This window comes from Thiomicrorhabdus sp. Kp2 (assembly GCF_000478585.1).
GTDB lineage: Bacteria > Pseudomonadota > Gammaproteobacteria > Thiomicrospirales > Thiomicrospiraceae > Thiomicrorhabdus.
Window position 1 is genome coordinate 726,013 of sequence record NZ_ARWI01000001.1, and the last position, 19,098, is coordinate 745,110.

Below are 19,098 nucleotides of genomic sequence, written 5' to 3' on the forward strand. Positions count from 1 at the left end.
AAATTTCTTGCTTAATTAGAATAGTCATTCTAGAATACTTATTCTAATAAACGCCTTTTATAGTTGAAAATGTATGACATCTTATCTACACAACACAGAGCTTCCTAACTCCCAGCTCAAGACCTTACAAAGTGCATTAGTGCTTTTTGTTGAAAAAGGTTTTTTTAACACCTCCATTCCCGATCTAGTCAAACATTCAGGCGTTAGTACGGGCTCAATTTACCATGCATTTAAAGACAAGCAGGCCATTGCAGAAGCATTGATGAAAGCCCTACTAGTGCAAATAGATAAGGAACAACAAGAGATTCTTATAAAGCACAGTTCAAGCTGGGAACGCTTCTATGAACTGTCTAAATGGATGATCGAAACCGCAGACAAACACCCTCAAGTAATGCAATTTATTTTAAACGCTCGCCATAAAGAGTTTATGCCGCACTTGAAACCAATTTGCTCTTCACAACCGTTTATAACACTTAGAAGCGTTATTCAAAAAGGCATGGAAGATGGCGAAGTTATTGAAATGGACGTTATGGTTGCAGCATCAAGCACGTTTGGTGGGGTCATGCGCCTTATTCAACTTGGTTTAGACAATGTTCTTGAAAAACCACTGCCTGAATACCTGGATCAAATCACCCGAACAAGTTGGCGCAGCATTGCTACGTAATAACAACTTTATTATTTATAAAAACTAAAAGAAGAATATTTAATGTTTACTACAAAATTTAATTTAATTTGGACTTATTGGTTCATTGCCGACCTACTCTTAATTGTAGGAGTCACCGTTGAGCCTCAAGCCATTGGGTGGGCCATTGCATTCAACATTATTCAAGTTATTCACTTCTTTTGGCTCACACCACAAATTTCTAACTTTGCGGTACAGGTCAGAATTGCTTACCTATTTTTATTACTAATTGCGCTTTACCCACCGCTCTATTTTATTTTCTATTTACAAATCATTGGCACCACAGCCATGGTGGTATTTAACTACTGTTTTTTAGCTCGTTTTATGTCACTTATGCCTTGGAACACCAGCCAGGCTTATACATTGCCCTACATCCTAAATACTTTTTTATCTAAACCTGTTGAAGGTAGTGTTCAACAACCAAAACAACCGACACTTTATAGGAGTTCACTATGAAAAAAAGTGCATTTTATGGCTCATTAATTCTCTCATTAGCTTTTGCAGCACCTGTCAATGCTGAGGAAGATGTATACACGGAAAGCTTTGCTAACTATTCAAAAGAACTAAAAAATTTTGAAGGAGAGAAAGGACTTGCTCAAAGTATTGAAGCTTATCAAAAAGAGGTACTGCAAGTACAAGCTCAAACGGGCTATATTGGCAAACACATAACTCTCCCGCAACCCATTAAAGTTTCGGACGGTGTTTATACCGTAGTAGGTAGCTTAATTTGGCACAACCCAAGCAACTTTGGTTTAAACAACAACCTCACCTTTATAGAGTTTGAAGATGGCGTGTTTGTTTTTAACGCTGGCCCTAATCCAGCGGTCGCCTATGCCTTTCACCAACAAATAAAAAAAATCACCAATAAACCCGTTAAATGGGTGGCTGTTGAAAACAGTCAAGGTCACGCCTACTTAGGCGCAAGCTACTGGGCTGCTCAAGGGGTTAAAAACTTTTACTCTCACAGCGTGGCTAATAATGACTTTCACAAAGGCTTTAAACGCATTAAAAAAAGCTGGGCAGACCGTGTTGGCCATGAAATTACTGAGTCCGCCAAAGATGTATCGGATAAATTCACCACATTTGAAGATAAGATCACTGTTGATGTTGGAGGCGGAGAAACCGTTGAGATTATGAATTTTGGTGCAGGTCACACTCCTGGCTCAACCATTGTTTACCTACCTAAACGCAATATTGTTTTGCCTGGAGATTTAGCCTATAACAGCCGAATGATTGCCCTGTTTTCCTATACAGACACTCAAAAATGGGTACAAACTTTTGCAAAATTCATGGATGCAATGCCTAAAGACGTTTTAGTTATTCCAGGCCACGGTGCGCCAACTAATATGCAAAAAGTTAAGCAAGATACTTATGACTATTTAACCTTTATGCATAAAGAAGTTAAGGCGGTTATTGATGCAGGCGGTGCAATTGAAGACCTTGACCAGATTGACCAGTCTGCCTATAAAGAACGTCCTGTTTTTGAACAAACGCATAAACATAACGCGGTGCATATTTATAAAGAATTTACAGGTGCTGACTTAGGACAAAGCAACGAATAAATCACAATTTTAAAACAAACTCGACCCATCGTTTATTTCATGTAAAAATAAGCAATGGGTTGCAAAAATAATCGAAAAGGATATTTGCCCTAATAGTAGGTTGCTAAACAGACAATTCAAGTGATGACTTGATATCAAGAGTATTGAACAATGACAACAATGAAACACCCCTTAGTTTCTTTTAGCTTAGTCGCTATGCAATTTGGCCTAATCGCTCTCCTGTTACTGCACTTACCACTCAGCCTACATGTAGCTGTACTAATTATTGAAGCTCTCGCTATTCTTATTGGCTTATGGGCCATACAAGCCATGCACTTAGGTCACTTTAATATTGTGCCTGATCCCATGCCTGATATCGAGCTAGTCACCGATGGGCCTTATCGATTTATCCGCCACCCAATGTATTTTTCTATTGTGCTTTTCTTTCTGCCACTAGTTGTTTTAGATTCAAGCTGGATTGGTCTATCTCTTTACCTAGCTCTTTTTATCACGCTATTTATTAAGCTCAGCTATGAAGAGTCATTATTGGTGGAAAAACTACCACATTATCAAATCTATCAACAACAAACCAAAAAACTGATTCCATTTATCCTATAAAGATTCACGTTCAAACCCCGTTAGTCGCTAGTGTTTACACTCATAAAATGCGAAAATAACGCCCACTTTATAACGCTAATACAAAGATACTAAAAGAATGACAAACTCAAAACCGACACTATTTAGTGGTATTCAGCCTTCTGGCGACTTAATGATTGGTAACTATATTGGCTCAATAAAAAATTGGGTTACCATGCAGGACGATTATGACTGCCTTTTTTCATTAGTAAATATGCACGCCATCACCGTTGAGCAAGACCCAAAAGAACTTTATAACCGCACTTTAGACTTTGTCTCTCTCTACCTTGCATCAGGTATCGATCCGAATAAGAGTAAAGTGTTCATCCAGTCACATGTTCCAGAACATGCCGAATTAGCCTGGTTGTTAAACTGTTCAACCTACATGGGTGAACTGAACCGAATGACGCAATTTAAAGATAAATCACAAAAGCACTCCCAAAATATCAATGTAGGCCTATTTGATTACCCAGTATTAATGGCGGCCGATATTTTGCTATACCAAACTGAGATGGTACCTGTTGGCGCAGATCAAAAGCAACACTTGGAGTTAACGCGTGATTTAGCGACACGTTATAACAACCGTTTTGAAAAAGAAATTTTTAAGATTCCTGAACCATTTATCCCGCCAACCACTTCGGGTGGACGCATTATGAGCCTGCAAGACCCGCTCTCTAAAATGTCAAAGTCAGATGAAAACAAAGGCAACTTTATAGCCCTGCTAGATGACCCCAAAACCATTATTAAAAAGTTCAAAAAAGCCACGACAGATTCTGGATCAGAAATTCATTACGATTTAGAAAACAAACCTGGTGTTTCAAACCTCTTAACCATTTATTCAGTCATTAGTGGCAAAACCATACCAGAAGTAGAAAAACACTTTGAAGGCAAAATGTATGGTCATTTAAAAGTTGAACTAGGTGAGTTGGTTGTGGATTATTTAGAACCCATGCAGAAGCGCTTCCATGAGATTCGTAATGAAGAAACTGAATTACGCACGATTTTAGCCAAAGGGGCAGAACAAGCTCGTGAACAAGCTCAAAGAACGCTTAAAACAGTGCATGAAGCCATCGGGTTTGTTTTACCATAATTCAAACGCGTTCTAGCTAACCATTATTCCGAGCCCCAAATTATTGGGGCTTTTTTTCAATCCCGATAAAATTACCAGGCCTGGTTAATCCCCTACTCATTATTTTTGACTAATAAATTATAGGCATTTTCAAAAGCTAATTTTCTTGAGACCTCTGGTGGCAACTCACTCAACCAAGTATGAATATCTTTCACCACCAAATCAAACGTATTCCAACGATTGACACTAAATGTATCCACCGCCACCATAAAACGATCCTGATAATCAATAAATAGATCTCTCCACTCAGGCGTCAATCCACCCGTTTTCAATAACTGCTTATCCCTTACGGAAGTATCAATAAATAAATGCTGAGGATGCTTTTTTAATACTGCACGCAAAAAGCTTGGTTCAGGTCTCGTTCCTAAATGCGCCCACAATACCGTTATATTTGGTGCTAATGAAAAAATTTCATCCAAAATTTCCGCATCCCCATGCACCTGTAACATCAAATTACGCTCAACGGCAATCTGCACTATACGTTTTAACACAGGGCTTTTGCGATCTTTGGCAAAAATATGTAACTCACCCAAACCACGGTAAATTCCACTACCTAGCGCTGTTTCAACTCGTGGAATAACACTTTTATCCCACATCCAGTCGCGTTTATCGGCAAGTGTACGGTACAACCCCAAAAACGGAATAATTCGCTTAGGAGCATAATTATATAAAGCTTCTGTCCCATCATTAGGTGTACTTGAAACCAACGCATATTCAATTTTATTACGATCAAAGATTTCAATAATTTGCTTAGGTGAATAATGCTTCGCATCCTCACCACCATAATGCAGATGGCTATCAAACAAAACCTGCTGGGCTTGCACTAAAGACACAAACAATAATAACGTTGAGAAAAACAGAAGTCTCATAATAAGCGACCTTACCTTAATTCAAATATTTTTTAAAACTTACCAGGCCTGGTAACAATTTTAGTTAAAAATTAAGTGTAGCAAATTACAAGAAAAAATTATAAAGAGAAGGGGTTTAGATATGCCGTAAATAAAAAAGGCCTGTAATGATTTCTCATTACAAGCCTTTAAAATATGGTGCGCCCGAAGGGAGTCGAACCCCTAACCGCTCGGTTCGTAGCCGAGTACTCTATCCAATTGAGCTACGGGCGCCTTGTTTGTTGAGGCGTATTATAGAGAGAATTTGCTAGGAGTCAACTCTTATTTAATACTTAATTTCAACGAGTAGAAATGGCGGAGACGGAGGGATTCGAACCCTCGATAGAGCTACAAACCCTATACTCCCTTAGCAGGGGAGCGCCTTCAGCCTCTCGGCCACGTCTCCAATTTCTGTGGCGTATAATACAAGGTTACCCCCCTGTTGTAAACGCTGAATTCGTTTTTTTTATATTTATTTAAAACAGAATCTAAAATTAGAGAGGTTTCAACTAATTGATTAGCAAATTTAATAAAATAGAATGAATTTCCAATCATTAAAATATTCAGGCAGATGCTTGGGTATCTTCGGGTTCAACTGGTTTTTTTTCACCCAAGTTAAGCAACAACTCCTCTCTATGAATGGCAATATCATGGGGCGCATCTATACCAACACGCACTTGACCACCTTTAACGGACAGTATGGTCAATTTGATATTATCGGCAATAATTAGAGACTCATTCTCCCTTCGAGTTAAAACCAGCATGGCTTCATCCTATATGAATCTGTTCGTTAATTAAGTATAGTCGTTTCAATGGCTACGCATAATTAGTTATGCTTATCATCTAATATTAGTAATTATTAATATAAGTCTAAGCCTACACCCTTTGATCCAATTATTCAGGCATAAAAAAACCTGCAAAAGCAGGTTCTTAACATTGCAAGACGTTAGAATTATTTATCCAGTTCAAACGCTTCATGTAAAGATTGAACTGCTAACTCTAGGTTTGGCTCATCAATAACCACAGAGATTTTAATCTCAGTAGTACCAATCATTTGAATATTGATATTGTTATCAGCCAAAGTTTTAAACATCTTACTGGCAATGCCAGCATGTGATTTCATACCCACACCTACCATTGAAATTTTAACAATAGTGTCATCAGAAATTACTTCGCGAGCACCTAATGTCAAAGAGATACCTTGCAAGATTTCCAATGCGGCATCCATATCATTACGGCTAACCGTAAAGGTAAAGTCGGTTGTTCCGTCTACACCTTGGTTTTGAATAATCATATCAATTTCAATATTCGCGTCAGAAATAGGCCCAAGAATTTGATAAGCCACACCAGGTTTATCTGGCACACCTAAAATCATTAACTTTGCCTCATCTCGGCTAAATGCAATCCCTGAAATGAGAGGCTTTTCCATATCATTATCCTTAAATTTATCTTCTGTGGTAATTAGAGTCCCCCCACCTTCTTTCATTGAAGACAGAACTCTTAAAGGTACATTGTATTTGCTGGCGAACTCTACTGAACGAATCTGTAGAACCTTGGCACCTAAACTGGCTAACTCAAGCATTTCATCGTAGGTTACGGTATCTAGACGCTTCGCTTCAGGTACAACACGTGGATCGGTAGTGTAAACGCCATCAACATCGGTATAAATTTGGCATTCATCCGCATTTAAAGCCGCCGCTAAGGCAACAGCCGTAGTATCTGAACCACCACGGCCTAAAGTGGTAATATCACCCTCCAAAGAAACCCCTTGGAAACCAGCAACCACAACCACTTTACCCTGATTCACTTGTTCTAGAATTTTAGTGCCGTCAATCTTATCAATTCGAGCTTTAGAGAAAGAGTCATCGGTTTGAATCGGTACTTGCCATCCCGTATAAGAGACTGCTGGGCAATCTAAGTCTTGAAGCGCCATACTTAATAACGCAATCGTAACTTGCTCACCTGTTGTCAGCAATACATCCATTTCACGTTTTGATGGACGACTCTGCATCTCTTTAGCTAAAGCAGTTAAACGATTGGTCTCACCACTCATCGCTGAAACCGCCACCACAATTTGATGACCTTCACTAACAGATTTAGCGACTTGCTTGGCAACATGCTGGATTCGCTCTACATTTCCAACTGAAGTACCGCCAAATTTTTGAACAATTAATGCCATGTTTTTATCTTTACTTACTTAAAGAGTCAAAGACTCTGCAATTTATAATTATTTTGATTCCGCCCAGGCCTGTACAGAGGCTAATGCTTCTGCAAGCTTACTTGGATCTTTACCACCCGCTTGGGCCATATCTGGACGACCGCCGCCTTTTCCGCCAACTTGCTGTGCCACATGATTAACAAGCTCACCCGCTTTAAACGTTCCCGTCGCTTCCTTAGAAACACCAGCCACTAAAGAGACTTTTTCACCATCCACAGCAGCCAGAACAATAGCCGCAGGGGCTAATTTGTCTTTTAGCTTATCCAGTGTTTCACGAAGTGTATTTACATCCGCGCCTTCTAGCTGAGCAGCAAGGATATTCACCTCACCCACTTTCACGGCTTGATTCGCTAAATCATCACCTTGTGATGAAGCCATTTTTGACTGTAACTGCTTAAACTGTTTTTCTAACTCTTTATGATCGGCAACCAATTGAGCCACTTTCGTTTCAACTTGGTTTTTATCAGATTTAACAGAAGCCGCCACATTCAATAACGTTTTGTCATCTTCATAAATCGCTGCCCAAGCACCTTCACCGGTTACCGCTTCAATACGACGAACACCTGAGGCAATACCTGTTTCAGAAAGCAGGCGGAATGGACCAATTTGCCCTGTAGAACAAACGTGAGTACCTCCACAAAGCTCTACTGAGAAATCGCCCATATCAACAACACGAACCACATCGCCATACTTCTCACCAAACAGTGCCATAGCACCTTTCTCTTTAGCCGATTCAATATCCATTTCATTGGTGCCAACAGGATTGTTTAGCATGATATTTTTATTGACTAGCTTTTCAATTTCTAACAATTGCTCTGGTTTGATGGGCTCAAAATGAGAGAAGTCAAAACGTAAACGATCAGGCGTTACCAAAGAGCCTTTCTGCTGTACATGTGTGCCTAAAACCGTTCTTAATGCGGCGTGCAATAAATGTGTTGCAGAGTGGTTACGCTCTGAAGAACGACGCCCATCCACATCTATTTGAGCATGTAAAATCTGACCGACAGCAATAGAACCCGCAGTCACTTTACCCATATGTAAGAAAGCCTTAGCTTGTTTTTGACAGCTATCGATATGAAAACTGTTCATGCCTTCAGTTAAGCTACCCGTATCACCAACTTGACCACCCGACTCTGCGTAAAAAGGTGTTTTGTCTAGAATAATAACGGCCTCTGTACCTTCTGAAATACTCTCTACTGAAGTACCATCCACAAAAATAGCTACAATTTTTGAGTCTGAATCATCATGGTTATAGCCCAAAAATTGGGTTTCACCAGAGTAGTCAATTTTGCCTGCTGATTGCGTACCAAAGTTACTTGCCGAACGAGCACGTTCACGCTGAGCTTCCATCGATTTTTCAAAACCAGCCTCATCAACCGTTAAACCTTTTTCACGAGCAACATCCGCGGTTAAATCTAATGGGAAGCCATAAGTATCGTAAAGTTTGAAAGCAATCTCACCAGCAATAGACTTACCATCCATAGTGGCAATATACTCTTCTAATAACTTCATGCCATTTTCAAGTGTTTCCGCAAAACGCTCTTCTTCTAACTTCAAAGCACGTTCAACATTGGCTTGTTCTTTTGCCAATTCAGGGTAAGCGTCACCCATCTGCTCAACCAATACAGGCACTAATTTATAGAAGAACGCATCGTTCATCCCTAACTTATAACCGTGACGAATGGCACGACGAATAATACGACGTAACACATAACCACGCCCTTCATTTGAAGGTAAAACTCCATCCACAATTGTAAAAGCACAAGAACGAATATGGTCGGCGATCACTCGTAACGAGTTATTGGTTAAATCGGTTTGATTGGTTAATTTAGCAGCTTGTTTCACAATCGCTTGAAACAGGTCAATATCGTAGTTGTTATGGACATCCTGCATAACCGCCGCCAAACGTTCCAACCCCATACCTGTATCCACTGAAGGCTTAGGTAAAGGCGTTAAGGTGCCGTCTGACGCACGGTCAAACTGCATAAACACCAGGTTCCAGATTTCAATATAACGGTCACCATCTTCATCTGGCGAACCAGGAGGTCCACCCGCCACATCGGCACCGTGATCATAAAAGATTTCGGTACAAGGGCCACAAGGGCCAGTGTCGCCCATTTGCCAAAAGTTATCTTTTGCACCACAACGTGAGAAACGTTGTGAGCTAATACCCATCTCTTTTAACCAAATATCAGCGGTTTCATCATCTTCATCAAACACCGTTACCCAGAGTTTTTCTTCTGGTAACTTCAGCTCCTTGGTTAAAAAATCCCAAGCAAACTTAATCGCTTCTTGTTTAAAGTAATCACCAAAACTGAAGTTACCCAACATTTCAAAGAAGGTATGGTGACGTGCCGTGTAACCGACGTTTTCTAAGTCATTGTGTTTACCACCAGCACGAATACAACGCTGTACACTGGTTGCACGCGTGTAGTCACGTTGCTCTTGACCAAGAAATGTCTCTTTAAACTGAACCATTCCAGCATTGGTGAATAACAATGTAGGATCGTTACCAGGTACAACTGGACTTGAATGGACCGCAGTATGATTTTGCTTAACGAAATAATCTAGAAAAGCTTTTCTAAGTTCAGCACTCGTCATAGTGAAAATAACCTTAAATATAATAAATTCTGTTAGTTTTGTAAGTGCAACCTAAAAACGTTTTAACGAAACGCTTTCCAAATTGTACTTTGAGCAAAACCGCGGCTTTGTAAAAAACGCATACGCTTTGCTTGTTCTTTTTGTTCTGTTGGCTTTTTGCAATCGCCGTATTTTTTTTCTAATGCTTGTTGAGCCAGTTCAACCCAGTCTGACTCATCCCAATCTAAAGCGGCTGAAATCAGGCTATTGTCATAACAAGTTTGCTGTAATTTTTGCCTAATTTTTTGCGGGCCATGCCCTTTATTAACGTAATTACGTACAGCTTGTTCAACATAACGCTCATCACTTTGCCAGTTATTCTCTTGGCAAAGTTTCAATACATCCGTCACCAATAAACCTACCAGGCCTGGTTGTTCTGCATATTCGGCTAACAACTCAGGTGTTTCTGGTATTTTAGTTAATAACTTCTGTTTTAACTCTTTAGAACCATGCTCTCGCATAGCAAGCAAAGCCACCGCTTTGGCTTCAATTTTTTTCGCTAACTCATCAAGCGTTTTAACTTGAGGCGTTAAGGAATCTGATTCCCTAAAAGGCGAATGCGGACTAGGCTCTATACCTAAGTCCGCTCCTGATTTCATATTTAATTCAGCTAAAAATTCTTCTGCACTTTTCAAGTTATCTCCTAGAGATTAAGGAAAAGGCTAAGCAAAATATTAAGCAAGAAAATTACTCAGCGGCTTCTTCAATATCAGCAGCCTTAGCTTTAGGTTGCGGCATGGTCGCTACTTTAATTTTATCCATTAACTCTGCGGCAATCTCTGGATTATCAATTAAGTACTGGCGTACATTGTCTTTACCCTGGCCAATTTTGGCACCATTATAGGCATACCAAGAACCTGACTTTTCAATCAGTTTTTCTTTAACACCTAAATCAATAATCTCACCTTCACGTGAAATACCTTGACCATACAGAATATCAAACTCCACTTGTTTAAACGGTGGTGAAACTTTGTTTTTAACAACTTTAACGCGAGTTTCGTTACCTAAAATTTCATCGCCTTTTTTGATTGCACCAATACGACGAATATCTAAACGAACTGAGGCGTAAAATTTAAGTGCATTACCACCCGTTGTGGTTTCTGGGTTACCAAACATCACACCAATTTTCATACGAATTTGGTTAATGAAAATCACTAAGGTGTTAGTACGTTTAATATTAGCTGTTAATTTACGCAACGCTTGAGACATTAAACGCGCTTGAAGACCCATATGAGAATCCCCCATATCACCTTCAATTTCTGCTTTTGGTGTTAAGGCCGCAACCGAGTCAACCACCACAACATCAACCGCACCAGAACGCACCAAAGAATCGGTAATTTCTAATGCCTGCTCACCTGTATCAGGCTGAGAAACCAATAGGTTATCCACATCCACACCTAGTTTTTCTGCATAGATTGGATCTAAAGCGTGCTCCGCATCAATAAAGGCCGCCGTTCCACCCGCTTTTTGCATCTCTGCAATAACATGTAGCGTTAGCGTGGTTTTACCTGATGACTCTGGACCATAAATTTCAACAACACGCCCTTTTGGCAAACCGCCTATACCCAACGCCATATCAAGCCCTAAAGAACCTGTCGAAACCGCTTCAATATCACGAGGCACAGTGCTATCACCCATACGCATGATTGAACCTTTACCAAATTGCTTTTCAATTTGGCCTAGTGCCGCTGTCAGTGCTTTTTGTTTATTCTCATCCATTTAGTGCTTTTCCTTTTTGGTTTCGGCGGTGGATCTAATGTATCTTTTGGGGTTGTTCTATATCATTCGATTGTATTAATCAAACCAAAACGGTACTTGTTAGGGTTTGTTTTTCATGCTTTCATTAACGAATCTCTAACAACTCAATGAAAACACATCGCATTTTATATTCTTAAAAATAGACTTTCTGCTTTCCAATAAAAAACCCTTGCTTGCCAAACCTTTATTCTTTACAACAAGTTAGACTCATTAAAAAAACAAAATCGTTGGTCAAAACAAAGGTTTAGCAAATTCTTAATCATATTAGCCAGGGAGAAAATCTCGATTTACTCAACCGTTCAGCTTAAAAAAACCTTGTCATTATTACCGAGGTAATTTTTAACTCGAAATTATCCCATAATTTGATTATAAATCCTAGTCAAACAAGAGCATATAAAATCAGATAATTGCTTGTTTTTGCCTCATAAAAACAAGCAAACTTTAAACTTACCGTTATTTAAGCTTTTTGACTGATAAAAACTTAATTAAGTAATTTCATAATTCCCATTAAGGCCGCTTCTGTGGTTTGCTCGCGCACCGCCTGGCGGTCTCCATCAAAATGACACTGCTGTGAAACCACATCCTCCTGACCTTGCACAGCCCACGCTAACCAAACCGTACCCACAGGCTTATCTGGCGAGCCTCCAGTCGGGCCTGCAATACCACTACAGGCCACACTCACTTTTGCATGAGACTGCTGTAAGGCACCCAATGCCATCTCCTCAACACACTCTTGGCTCACGGCACCTTTTTTCTGGATAGTAATCTCTTTAACACCCAGCATTTCGCGTTTAGATTCATAGCTATAGGTAATATAAGCTCGGTCAAACCAAGCCGTACTCCCACCAATTGAGGTTAGCGCTTCAGCAATCATTCCACCAGTACAAGACTCTGCCGTGACCACCATAGCATCATGTTCAACTAAAGCCTGCCCTACTTGAGAAACCAATATTTCAAACGTCACTTTCTTGCTCCTAATTATGCGGAAATTCGTCGTAAAACAGCTAAAACTATTAATTCGATTTTGCAATGCTTACGACAATGCGCTTGCATACCTAATTAATAAGCCATAGCATACCTCTTTTTAATTGCTATTAAAATTCAAAAAGACTGACTCCAAGAATCGATTATGACGAAACCCACAACGCACACGCCAATGATGCAACAGTTTTTGGCCATTAAAGAACAGCACCCTAATCACCTTTTGTTTTACCGAATGGGCGATTTTTATGAATTGTTTTTTGATGATGCTAAAAAAGCCTCAGAACTCTTAGAAATTACCCTTACCGCTCGTGGAAAATCAGGCGGTGACCCTATTCCTATGGCAGGTATTCCGCATCATTCGGCAGAAGGGTATTTAGCCAAGCTGGTTAAATTAGGTGAGTCGGTCGCCATTTGTGAACAGGTCGGCGACCCTGCCACCAGTAAAGGGCCCGTGGAACGTAAAGTGGTGCGGGTTATTACGCCAGGTACTTTGGTTGAAGAAGCGTTATTAGAAGACAGACATGAAAACTTATTGGTTACCATTACCCAACAAGAACAATTTTATGGCATTGCTTATTTAGAAGTATCAAGCGGTCGTTTTGAAACGGCGCAGCTAGAATCGATGAATCAATTATTATCCGAAGTTGAACGCCTAAAACCTTCAGAGCTATTAGTACCCGATGACGACCATTTTAGAGAACAACTGCCAGAGAATATTTTAGCTTTACCAGGCCTGGTAAGATACCCAAGCTGGCATTTTGATGTAGCCAGTTGTCGTAAACGCTTAATTAGCCATTTTAAAACTCAAGATTTAGTGGCGTATGGATGCAATAATCACCCTGCTTCAATCAGTGCTTCTGGCGTTATTTTGCATTACGCACAAAGCATGTTGCAAAGCGATTTAACTTATATCTCTAGCTTACACAGTTACCAAACCACCGATACCTTGGTGTTAGACGCCATTAGCCGCCGTAATTTAGAAATAGATACCAATTTAAGCGGTGGCGCCAATAATACCCTGGCCGCCATTTTAGACAATACCGCCACTGCAATGGGTAGCCGTTTATTAAAACGCTGGCTTAACCAACCTTTACGTAATCGCGATATTATTAATCAGCGTTTAGACGCCATTGAAATCATACTTGCCAAACATCAAGACGACGATTTACGCACAACCCTAAAACAAGTGGGCGATATGGAGCGTATTTTAAGCCGTGTTGCATTACGTTCTGCCCGCCCGCGTGATTGCTTGCATATTGGCCGTACGCTGAATGCTCTGCCAGAATTTCAATCGCAATTAAAGCATTTACAAGATTCCGCAAAACTGAGCGAACTGGCTCAACGCATGAGCACTTTTCCAGAACTATCTGAATTACTGGATAAAGCTTTAGTAGAAAACCCACCGATGTTAATTCGTGATGGCGGCGTGATTGCCCCTGGTTTTGATGCCGAGTTGGATGAATTGCGTAACTTAAAAAATGAAGCTGGCGATTATTTACTGGCTTTAGAACAGCGTGAAAAAGAGCGTTCGGGTATTCAAGGTTTAAAAGTGGGCTATAACCGCGTACACGGTTACTACATAGAAATAAGCAAGCTGCATAGTGACCAAGTACCAGCCGACTATATTCGCAGACAAACCTTAAAAGGCCAGGAGCGTTATATTATTCCAGAGCTTAAAACCTTTGAAGACAAGATTTTAAGTGCGGGTGAAAAGGCATTAACACGAGAAAAATGGCTCTACCAAGAACTGCTAGAAACATTAAATACACAACTGGCTCAACTGCAAGCTTGTGCCAGTGCATTGTCAGAATTAGATGTGTTAGTCAATTTAGCGCAACAAGCTGAACGTTTAAATTTAACGCGCCCTGTTTTAACCGATTTACCAGGCCTGGTCATTGAGCAAGGTCGTCATTTAACGGTTGAAGCGGTGTCAAATAACCCCTTTATTCCTAACGATGCGTTATTTAACGATGAACGCCAATTACACATAATTACTGGGCCAAATATGGGCGGTAAATCGACCTATATGCGCCAAACGGCGTTAATTACCTTAATGGCGTTTATGGGCAGTTACGTACCTGCAGACCATGCAGAACTTGGGCCAATTGACCGAATTTTTACCCGAATTGGCGCATCCGATGACTTAACCTCTGGCCGCTCTACCTTTATGGTTGAGATGACCGAAACCGCCAACATTTTGCATCACGCAACTGAAAACTCACTCATTTTAATGGATGAAGTTGGCCGTGGAACCTCAACCTTTGATGGTTTAGCATTGGCGTGGGCCATTGCAGAACACCTGGCTCAAAACGTTAAAGGTTTCTGTTTGTTTGCCACCCATTATTTTGAATTAACTACGCTTGCTGAACAGTTTGAAAACACGGTTAACGTACATTTAGATGCTATTGAGCATCAAGACACAATTGTATTTTTACACCAAGTACAAGATGGCCCTGCCTCACAAAGTTATGGTTTACAAGTTGCCGCTTTAGCGGGTGTACCACAAAATGTCATACAGCTGGCGCAACAACATTTAAGCCAGCTGGAAAACCAAGCGGTTAATCAAAAAGCAACCGCACAACCCTCGCAAGCTGCCGAGCCAATACAACAATTTGATATGTTTAGCTATCAACCTAATCCAATCTTAGAAAAACTACAAGAACAGCTTGAGCAAATAAATCCAAATGAACTCACACCACGTATGGCATTGGAGCAAATTTATCAACTTAAAGAACTTCTCAACAAAAAAACATAGTCCAACATCTGTTATTGTTCAGTTGTAGAGGGATCGAGCCCAGCTTGTTTCTCTTCATCTGAAATAATGCGAGCAATACCAAATAATCCAATGATGTTGTCATCTTGATCCTTAATGGGGTATGTACGGTTATCCACCCACCCTTGATTGCCATCCTCATCTAAGATTGGCTGAAGCTCTTGAGCCATCTGACCCTCTCTATTAAAGATCTGCTTTTCTAGCTTAAAGTATTTATCTGCATACTCTTTTGGAAAGACATCATAATCCGTTTTACCAACCAATTCGGCTCGATTCTTGACATTCGTTATCTTTACTAAGGTTTTGCTCGCTGCGGTAAAAACGTGGTACTGGTCTTTAAAATAGATAAAATCATTGGTGTTTTCTAGCATGGCGTGAAAGTTATAAACCATTAGCGCATCCCCAAATGAGGTGTGAACATCTTGGCTTTCGCATAAGGCGGCTTCTAGCGAACCAATTAAAGATGGATTTTTATTAGGTACAAAATACACATCTAAATGCGTGATTTTCACATCTCCAACCATATTTAAAATTCTAAAGCTGCTATGCCACAAAAGGGTTTTCTGACAATACTCATTACTCATTTCAGGCAGCTGTTGCACTGTTTGAGCAAATTTTTCAACGATATCAAAATCATCTGGATGTAAAAAATCTCTAACACAGTGTTCGCCATCAATTAATCTATGTGCTTGCACACCCATCAACGTAGAGACATTTTCACTGACATAGTACGGCTGAATACATTTATCGGTTTTTTGCAGCTCCTTACTCAGGTTAACACCTGTGAAACTCTCTTGATCAAAACGCATAAAAACAACTTTGCTCTCTCGATCTTCAGAGGGTTTCAAAGGAGCGGTAGCACTTTTTTGGCATACACTTACACGATTTCTGCCAACCGCCTTACTTCGATAAAGCGCATCGTCCACAACCTTTAAAATAAATTTCACATTCTTGGCGGGTGCTAGATCAGAGTGATACACTCCAATACTGACTGTTTTTTTGATTTGAATTTCATTGTATGTAAAGGCATGATTTTCAACCTTTCGACGAACCTCTTCGGCTTTTTGCTGAGCCTCCTCCAAAGAGAGGCTTTCAAATAATATAACAAACTCCTCTCCGCCAGCTCTGTATACGTAATCCTTTTGACGAACGGAGCCTAACAACAAGCCTGCAACCTCTTTTAAAACAAAATCACCTGCATCATGACCATATGAATCATTGACCGCTTTAAACCAATCAATATCAATCATCAAAACAGCAAAAGGCGTTCTATATTTTTCATACTGTTGAGTAATCCGTTCAATGTCTTGCTCTAGATTCAAACGGTTTTGCAAACCTGTTAATGCATCATGGTAGGCTAAATCAATTAAGCTCTGGTTAAGCTTTTCAAGCTTTAAAGTACGAGACTCAACTTGATATTCAAGTTCACGGGTATAGTTTTTCATTTTTGTTGCAAAACTGGCCACTTTCCTAACCAGTGGCTGGAAGATAAATATCACTTCAAAAAGCAATACCATAATCGTAATGAGCCAAACAAAAGACTCCACCATTTTTACATTGTGTAGTTTTTGCTCCCCTTCTTTCTGGTAGATTCTCACTGCCTTATCCAAATCAACAACCAGCGACAAAGATATCTCACTCAAATGATTTAACTTATCCCGATTTTCTGCATTTGATTTGAGTGGCACAATTTGCGTTGCTAACGCCAAATACTCATCAACTTGTTGAGCCAATTGCCGAGCCCCAAAATAGAGTTCTGTCAGCTCATCAGACACTTCGACATGGGGCTGGTTTATAAATCGGCCTGTTGATAGCTGCTGATTAGCCAGTGACATTTCATTAATATGCCTAGTTAAACGACTGCCAATAATACTTATCTTTTGGGCAACGCCTTGTTGATATTTACCGTTTAATTGCTGTTTCAACTCACAGATTCGGTATGCATCCAGTGCAATCGTTTGACTTAACATACGCTGTTTACCCGATATATTGACCAAAAAGGCCGAATTATCAGCATCTTTTAATGCCAGAATTAACCCTGTAAAAGCTAACGTAGAAAGTGTGGCAATCAAAAAAAGAGCTAAAGCGTAGCGCTTTATATAATTTGTGCGTAACTCTTTTTCATTCAATTCCGACATAAACAGCCTTTAGAAGTTATTCACTCTGTAATGGTTCACCATGATTGTAAAATCACAAAAAAGATAATTTTAACTTATCCACCTATCTGCACAAATAAGTAGTTTCTATAAGCACACCTAAGCACCATATTATCCTAGGCGTTTTTACACTATAATGCCCATCTTCAAAGTCAGCCTATAATTTAAAGTTTAAGTACTCAAACACCCCAAAAGGAAGCAATACCATGCAAGCAATGATTGTTGATATTACATTAAACAATGTTCAAGAAATGGTGATGCAAAACTCAAAACGCTTACCTGTACTGATGAGTTTTTGGTCGCCACTTAATGAACAAAGTAAGTTGGCAAATACCATATTAGAAAAGCTCGCTCACGAATTTGCAGGTAAGTTTATTTTGGCCAAAATCAATGCAGGACAACAAACCGATTTAGTCGCAAAACTGGGCTCTCCCAACCCACCGTTTTATAAACTTATTAAAAATGGCGATATCGCCACTGAGTACGAAGGCTTATTGACGGAAGACGCTTACCGTTCCATGCTCAATAACTTTATTCAAGACGACCCTTCTGAAGTGATGCGCAAACAAGCAAACCAAGCGTTTGCCAATGGCGAGTTTGATCAAGCCGTACAGATGTTAGGTGAAGCCTCTAAACTTAACGCCAATAACTTTCAAATTCATTTAGATTTAGTGCAAATGTATTTACATACAGGCCATTTAGAAAACGCTAAAAATCTGTTTTACAAACTACCTGAAGAAGCGCAAAAAGACCCAAAAGGTAAAGAGCTAGACGGTATTTTGTATTTTTCTGAAGCTATCGCCAACTCGCCAGATATACAAACCCTGCAAGCAACCCTGGCAGAAAACCCAAATGACTGCACATCACTGCACTTTTTAGCAGGCCTGTTAATGTTAAATGGTCAGGCAGAAAATGCGTTACAAACTCTATTAAAACTCTTTAGTATTGACCGTACTTTTGAAGACGGTTTACCGCAAAAGTCCATAATTAAAGCCTTTGAAATGCTTACTGCAAAAGCCCCTGAATTAGTTACAATGTACCGAAGAAAATTTCAAAGTTTATTGTATTAACATTCACCATTCACCCCCTTAAATTTAAAATCAAAGCTTATTTATTTGATTAAAAAAGGATTATAACCATGCTAAAAAATACAGAACTCAACTACGGCGTAGTCTCTCGCGCTAACCACTGGCTCAGTGCCTTTTTATTTATTGGTCTAATTGCATTGGGAATGTATATGCATGAGATGGAAAAAGGGCCTGATAAATTTGCATTATATGACCTACATAAATCGCTCGGTATTGGCTTATTTATGCTGATGATGTTACGTTTAGTTTGGTTAAAAATCAGCCCTAACCCTGAACAATTGTCAAAAAATAAGTTTGAACATATTCTTGGCCATGCGGTAAAAGGTATTCTTTACTTAGCCATGATTATGATGCCAATTTCAGGTTGGATTATGTCAACAACAGGTGGACATGATGTGGCTTTCTTTAACCTATTTACCCTACCCGTTTTAATAGGTGAAAACGAGATGATCCATGAAATCGCTGAAGAAATTCACGGCACCGCAGGCACTCTGCTTATTGCCATCATCCTACTGCACGTTGCAGGCGCATTAAAACATCATTTAGTTTATAAAGACGCAACGCTATTACGTATGCTAGGTAAAAACAAAGAAGAAAAATAAACCG

General features: G+C 39.8%; 16 protein-coding genes and 2 tRNA genes. 8 read left to right on the forward strand and 10 right to left on the reverse strand.

Annotated features, from left to right (window positions below):
• Positions 1 to 73: 73 nt before the first annotated feature.
• The 5 genes from A379_RS03465 to trpS all read left to right on the forward strand — a co-directional run bounded on the left by A379_RS03465 (position 74) and on the right by trpS (position 3,949).
• On the forward strand, positions 74 to 664 hold the full coding sequence (locus A379_RS03465; protein WP_040725771.1) for a TetR/AcrR family transcriptional regulator: 591 nt from the start codon (positions 74 to 76) through the stop codon (positions 662 to 664).
• Positions 665 to 706: 42 nt separating this feature from the next.
• Positions 707 to 1,138: a hypothetical protein gene (locus A379_RS03470; protein WP_051144980.1), complete on the forward strand. Its 432-nt coding sequence runs from the start codon at positions 707 to 709 to the stop codon at positions 1,136 to 1,138.
• Positions 1,135 to 2,244, forward strand: a complete 1,110-nt coding sequence (locus tag A379_RS03475; RefSeq protein WP_040725774.1) for an MBL fold metallo-hydrolase — start codon at positions 1,135 to 1,137, stop codon at positions 2,242 to 2,244. Before A379_RS03470 ends, A379_RS03475 begins: the two co-directional genes overlap by 4 nt.
• Positions 2,245 to 2,394: 150 nt before the next feature.
• A complete protein-coding gene (locus tag A379_RS03480) occupies positions 2,395 to 2,841 on the forward strand; it encodes an isoprenylcysteine carboxylmethyltransferase family protein (RefSeq protein ID WP_051144981.1) in 447 nt (148 codons plus the stop codon).
• Positions 2,842 to 2,938: 97 nt separating this feature from the next.
• Positions 2,939 to 3,949 (forward strand): tryptophan--tRNA ligase, encoded by a 1,011-nt coding sequence (trpS, locus tag A379_RS03485; RefSeq protein ID WP_040725778.1) that lies wholly within the window; start codon positions 2,939 to 2,941, stop codon positions 3,947 to 3,949.
• Positions 3,950 to 4,041: 92 nt separating this feature from the next.
• On the opposite strand, the gene A379_RS03490 is transcribed toward trpS, so the two are convergent.
• The 9 genes from A379_RS03490 to A379_RS03530 all read right to left on the reverse strand — a co-directional run bounded on the left by A379_RS03490 (position 4,042) and on the right by A379_RS03530 (position 12,455).
• A complete protein-coding gene (locus A379_RS03490) occupies positions 4,042 to 4,857 on the reverse strand; it encodes a hypothetical protein (protein ID WP_051144982.1) in 816 nt (271 codons plus the stop codon).
• 175 nt (positions 4,858 to 5,032) lie between these two features.
• Positions 5,033 to 5,109 (reverse strand) — tRNA-Arg (locus tag A379_RS03495).
• Positions 5,110 to 5,188: 79 nt separating this feature from the next.
• A tRNA-Ser gene (locus A379_RS03500) sits at positions 5,189 to 5,281 on the reverse strand.
• 157 nt (positions 5,282 to 5,438) lie between these two features.
• The gene (gene csrA, locus A379_RS03505) at positions 5,439 to 5,639 is read right to left on the reverse strand and encodes a carbon storage regulator CsrA (RefSeq protein ID WP_040725779.1); all 201 of its coding nucleotides are present in this window, start codon (positions 5,637 to 5,639) and stop codon (positions 5,439 to 5,441) included.
• A 188-nt stretch (positions 5,640 to 5,827) separates the two neighbouring features.
• Positions 5,828 to 7,054, reverse strand: coding sequence for an aspartate kinase (locus A379_RS03510; protein ID WP_040725781.1), 1,227 nt, complete (start codon positions 7,052 to 7,054; stop codon positions 5,828 to 5,830).
• A gap of 48 nt (positions 7,055 to 7,102) precedes the next feature.
• The gene (alaS, locus tag A379_RS03515) at positions 7,103 to 9,694 is read right to left on the reverse strand and encodes an alanine--tRNA ligase (RefSeq protein ID WP_040725783.1); all 2,592 of its coding nucleotides are present in this window, start codon (positions 9,692 to 9,694) and stop codon (positions 7,103 to 7,105) included.
• Positions 9,695 to 9,756: 62 nt separating this feature from the next.
• Positions 9,757 to 10,368: a regulatory protein RecX gene (locus A379_RS03520; RefSeq protein ID WP_040725786.1), complete on the reverse strand. Its 612-nt coding sequence runs from the start codon at positions 10,366 to 10,368 to the stop codon at positions 9,757 to 9,759.
• Between the two features lie 52 nt (positions 10,369 to 10,420).
• Positions 10,421 to 11,452, reverse strand: a complete 1,032-nt coding sequence (recA, locus tag A379_RS03525) for a recombinase RecA (protein ID WP_040725790.1) — start codon at positions 11,450 to 11,452, stop codon at positions 10,421 to 10,423.
• Positions 11,453 to 11,972: 520 nt separating this feature from the next.
• The gene (locus A379_RS03530; protein ID WP_040725791.1) at positions 11,973 to 12,455 is read right to left on the reverse strand and encodes a CinA family protein; all 483 of its coding nucleotides are present in this window, start codon (positions 12,453 to 12,455) and stop codon (positions 11,973 to 11,975) included.
• Between the two features lie 165 nt (positions 12,456 to 12,620).
• On the opposite strand from A379_RS03530, the gene mutS reads away from it, so the two are divergent.
• The gene (gene mutS / locus A379_RS03535) at positions 12,621 to 15,230 is read left to right on the forward strand and encodes a DNA mismatch repair protein MutS (RefSeq protein ID WP_040725792.1); all 2,610 of its coding nucleotides are present in this window, start codon (positions 12,621 to 12,623) and stop codon (positions 15,228 to 15,230) included.
• 11 nt (positions 15,231 to 15,241) lie between these two features.
• Here mutS and A379_RS03540 read toward each other — a convergent pair whose 3' ends face one another.
• Entirely contained in the window at positions 15,242 to 17,386 is a 2,145-nt protein-coding gene (locus A379_RS03540; protein ID WP_040725794.1) for a diguanylate cyclase, read from the reverse strand.
• Between the two features lie 224 nt (positions 17,387 to 17,610).
• Here A379_RS03540 and A379_RS03545 point away from each other — a divergent pair, with 224 nt between their 5' ends.
• Positions 17,611 to 18,474: a tetratricopeptide repeat protein gene (locus A379_RS03545; protein WP_040725795.1), complete on the forward strand. Its 864-nt coding sequence runs from the start codon at positions 17,611 to 17,613 to the stop codon at positions 18,472 to 18,474.
• A gap of 68 nt (positions 18,475 to 18,542) precedes the next feature.
• The gene (locus A379_RS03550; protein ID WP_040725797.1) at positions 18,543 to 19,094 is read left to right on the forward strand and encodes a cytochrome b; all 552 of its coding nucleotides are present in this window, start codon (positions 18,543 to 18,545) and stop codon (positions 19,092 to 19,094) included.
• The last annotated feature ends 4 nt before the right edge of the window (positions 19,095 to 19,098 follow it).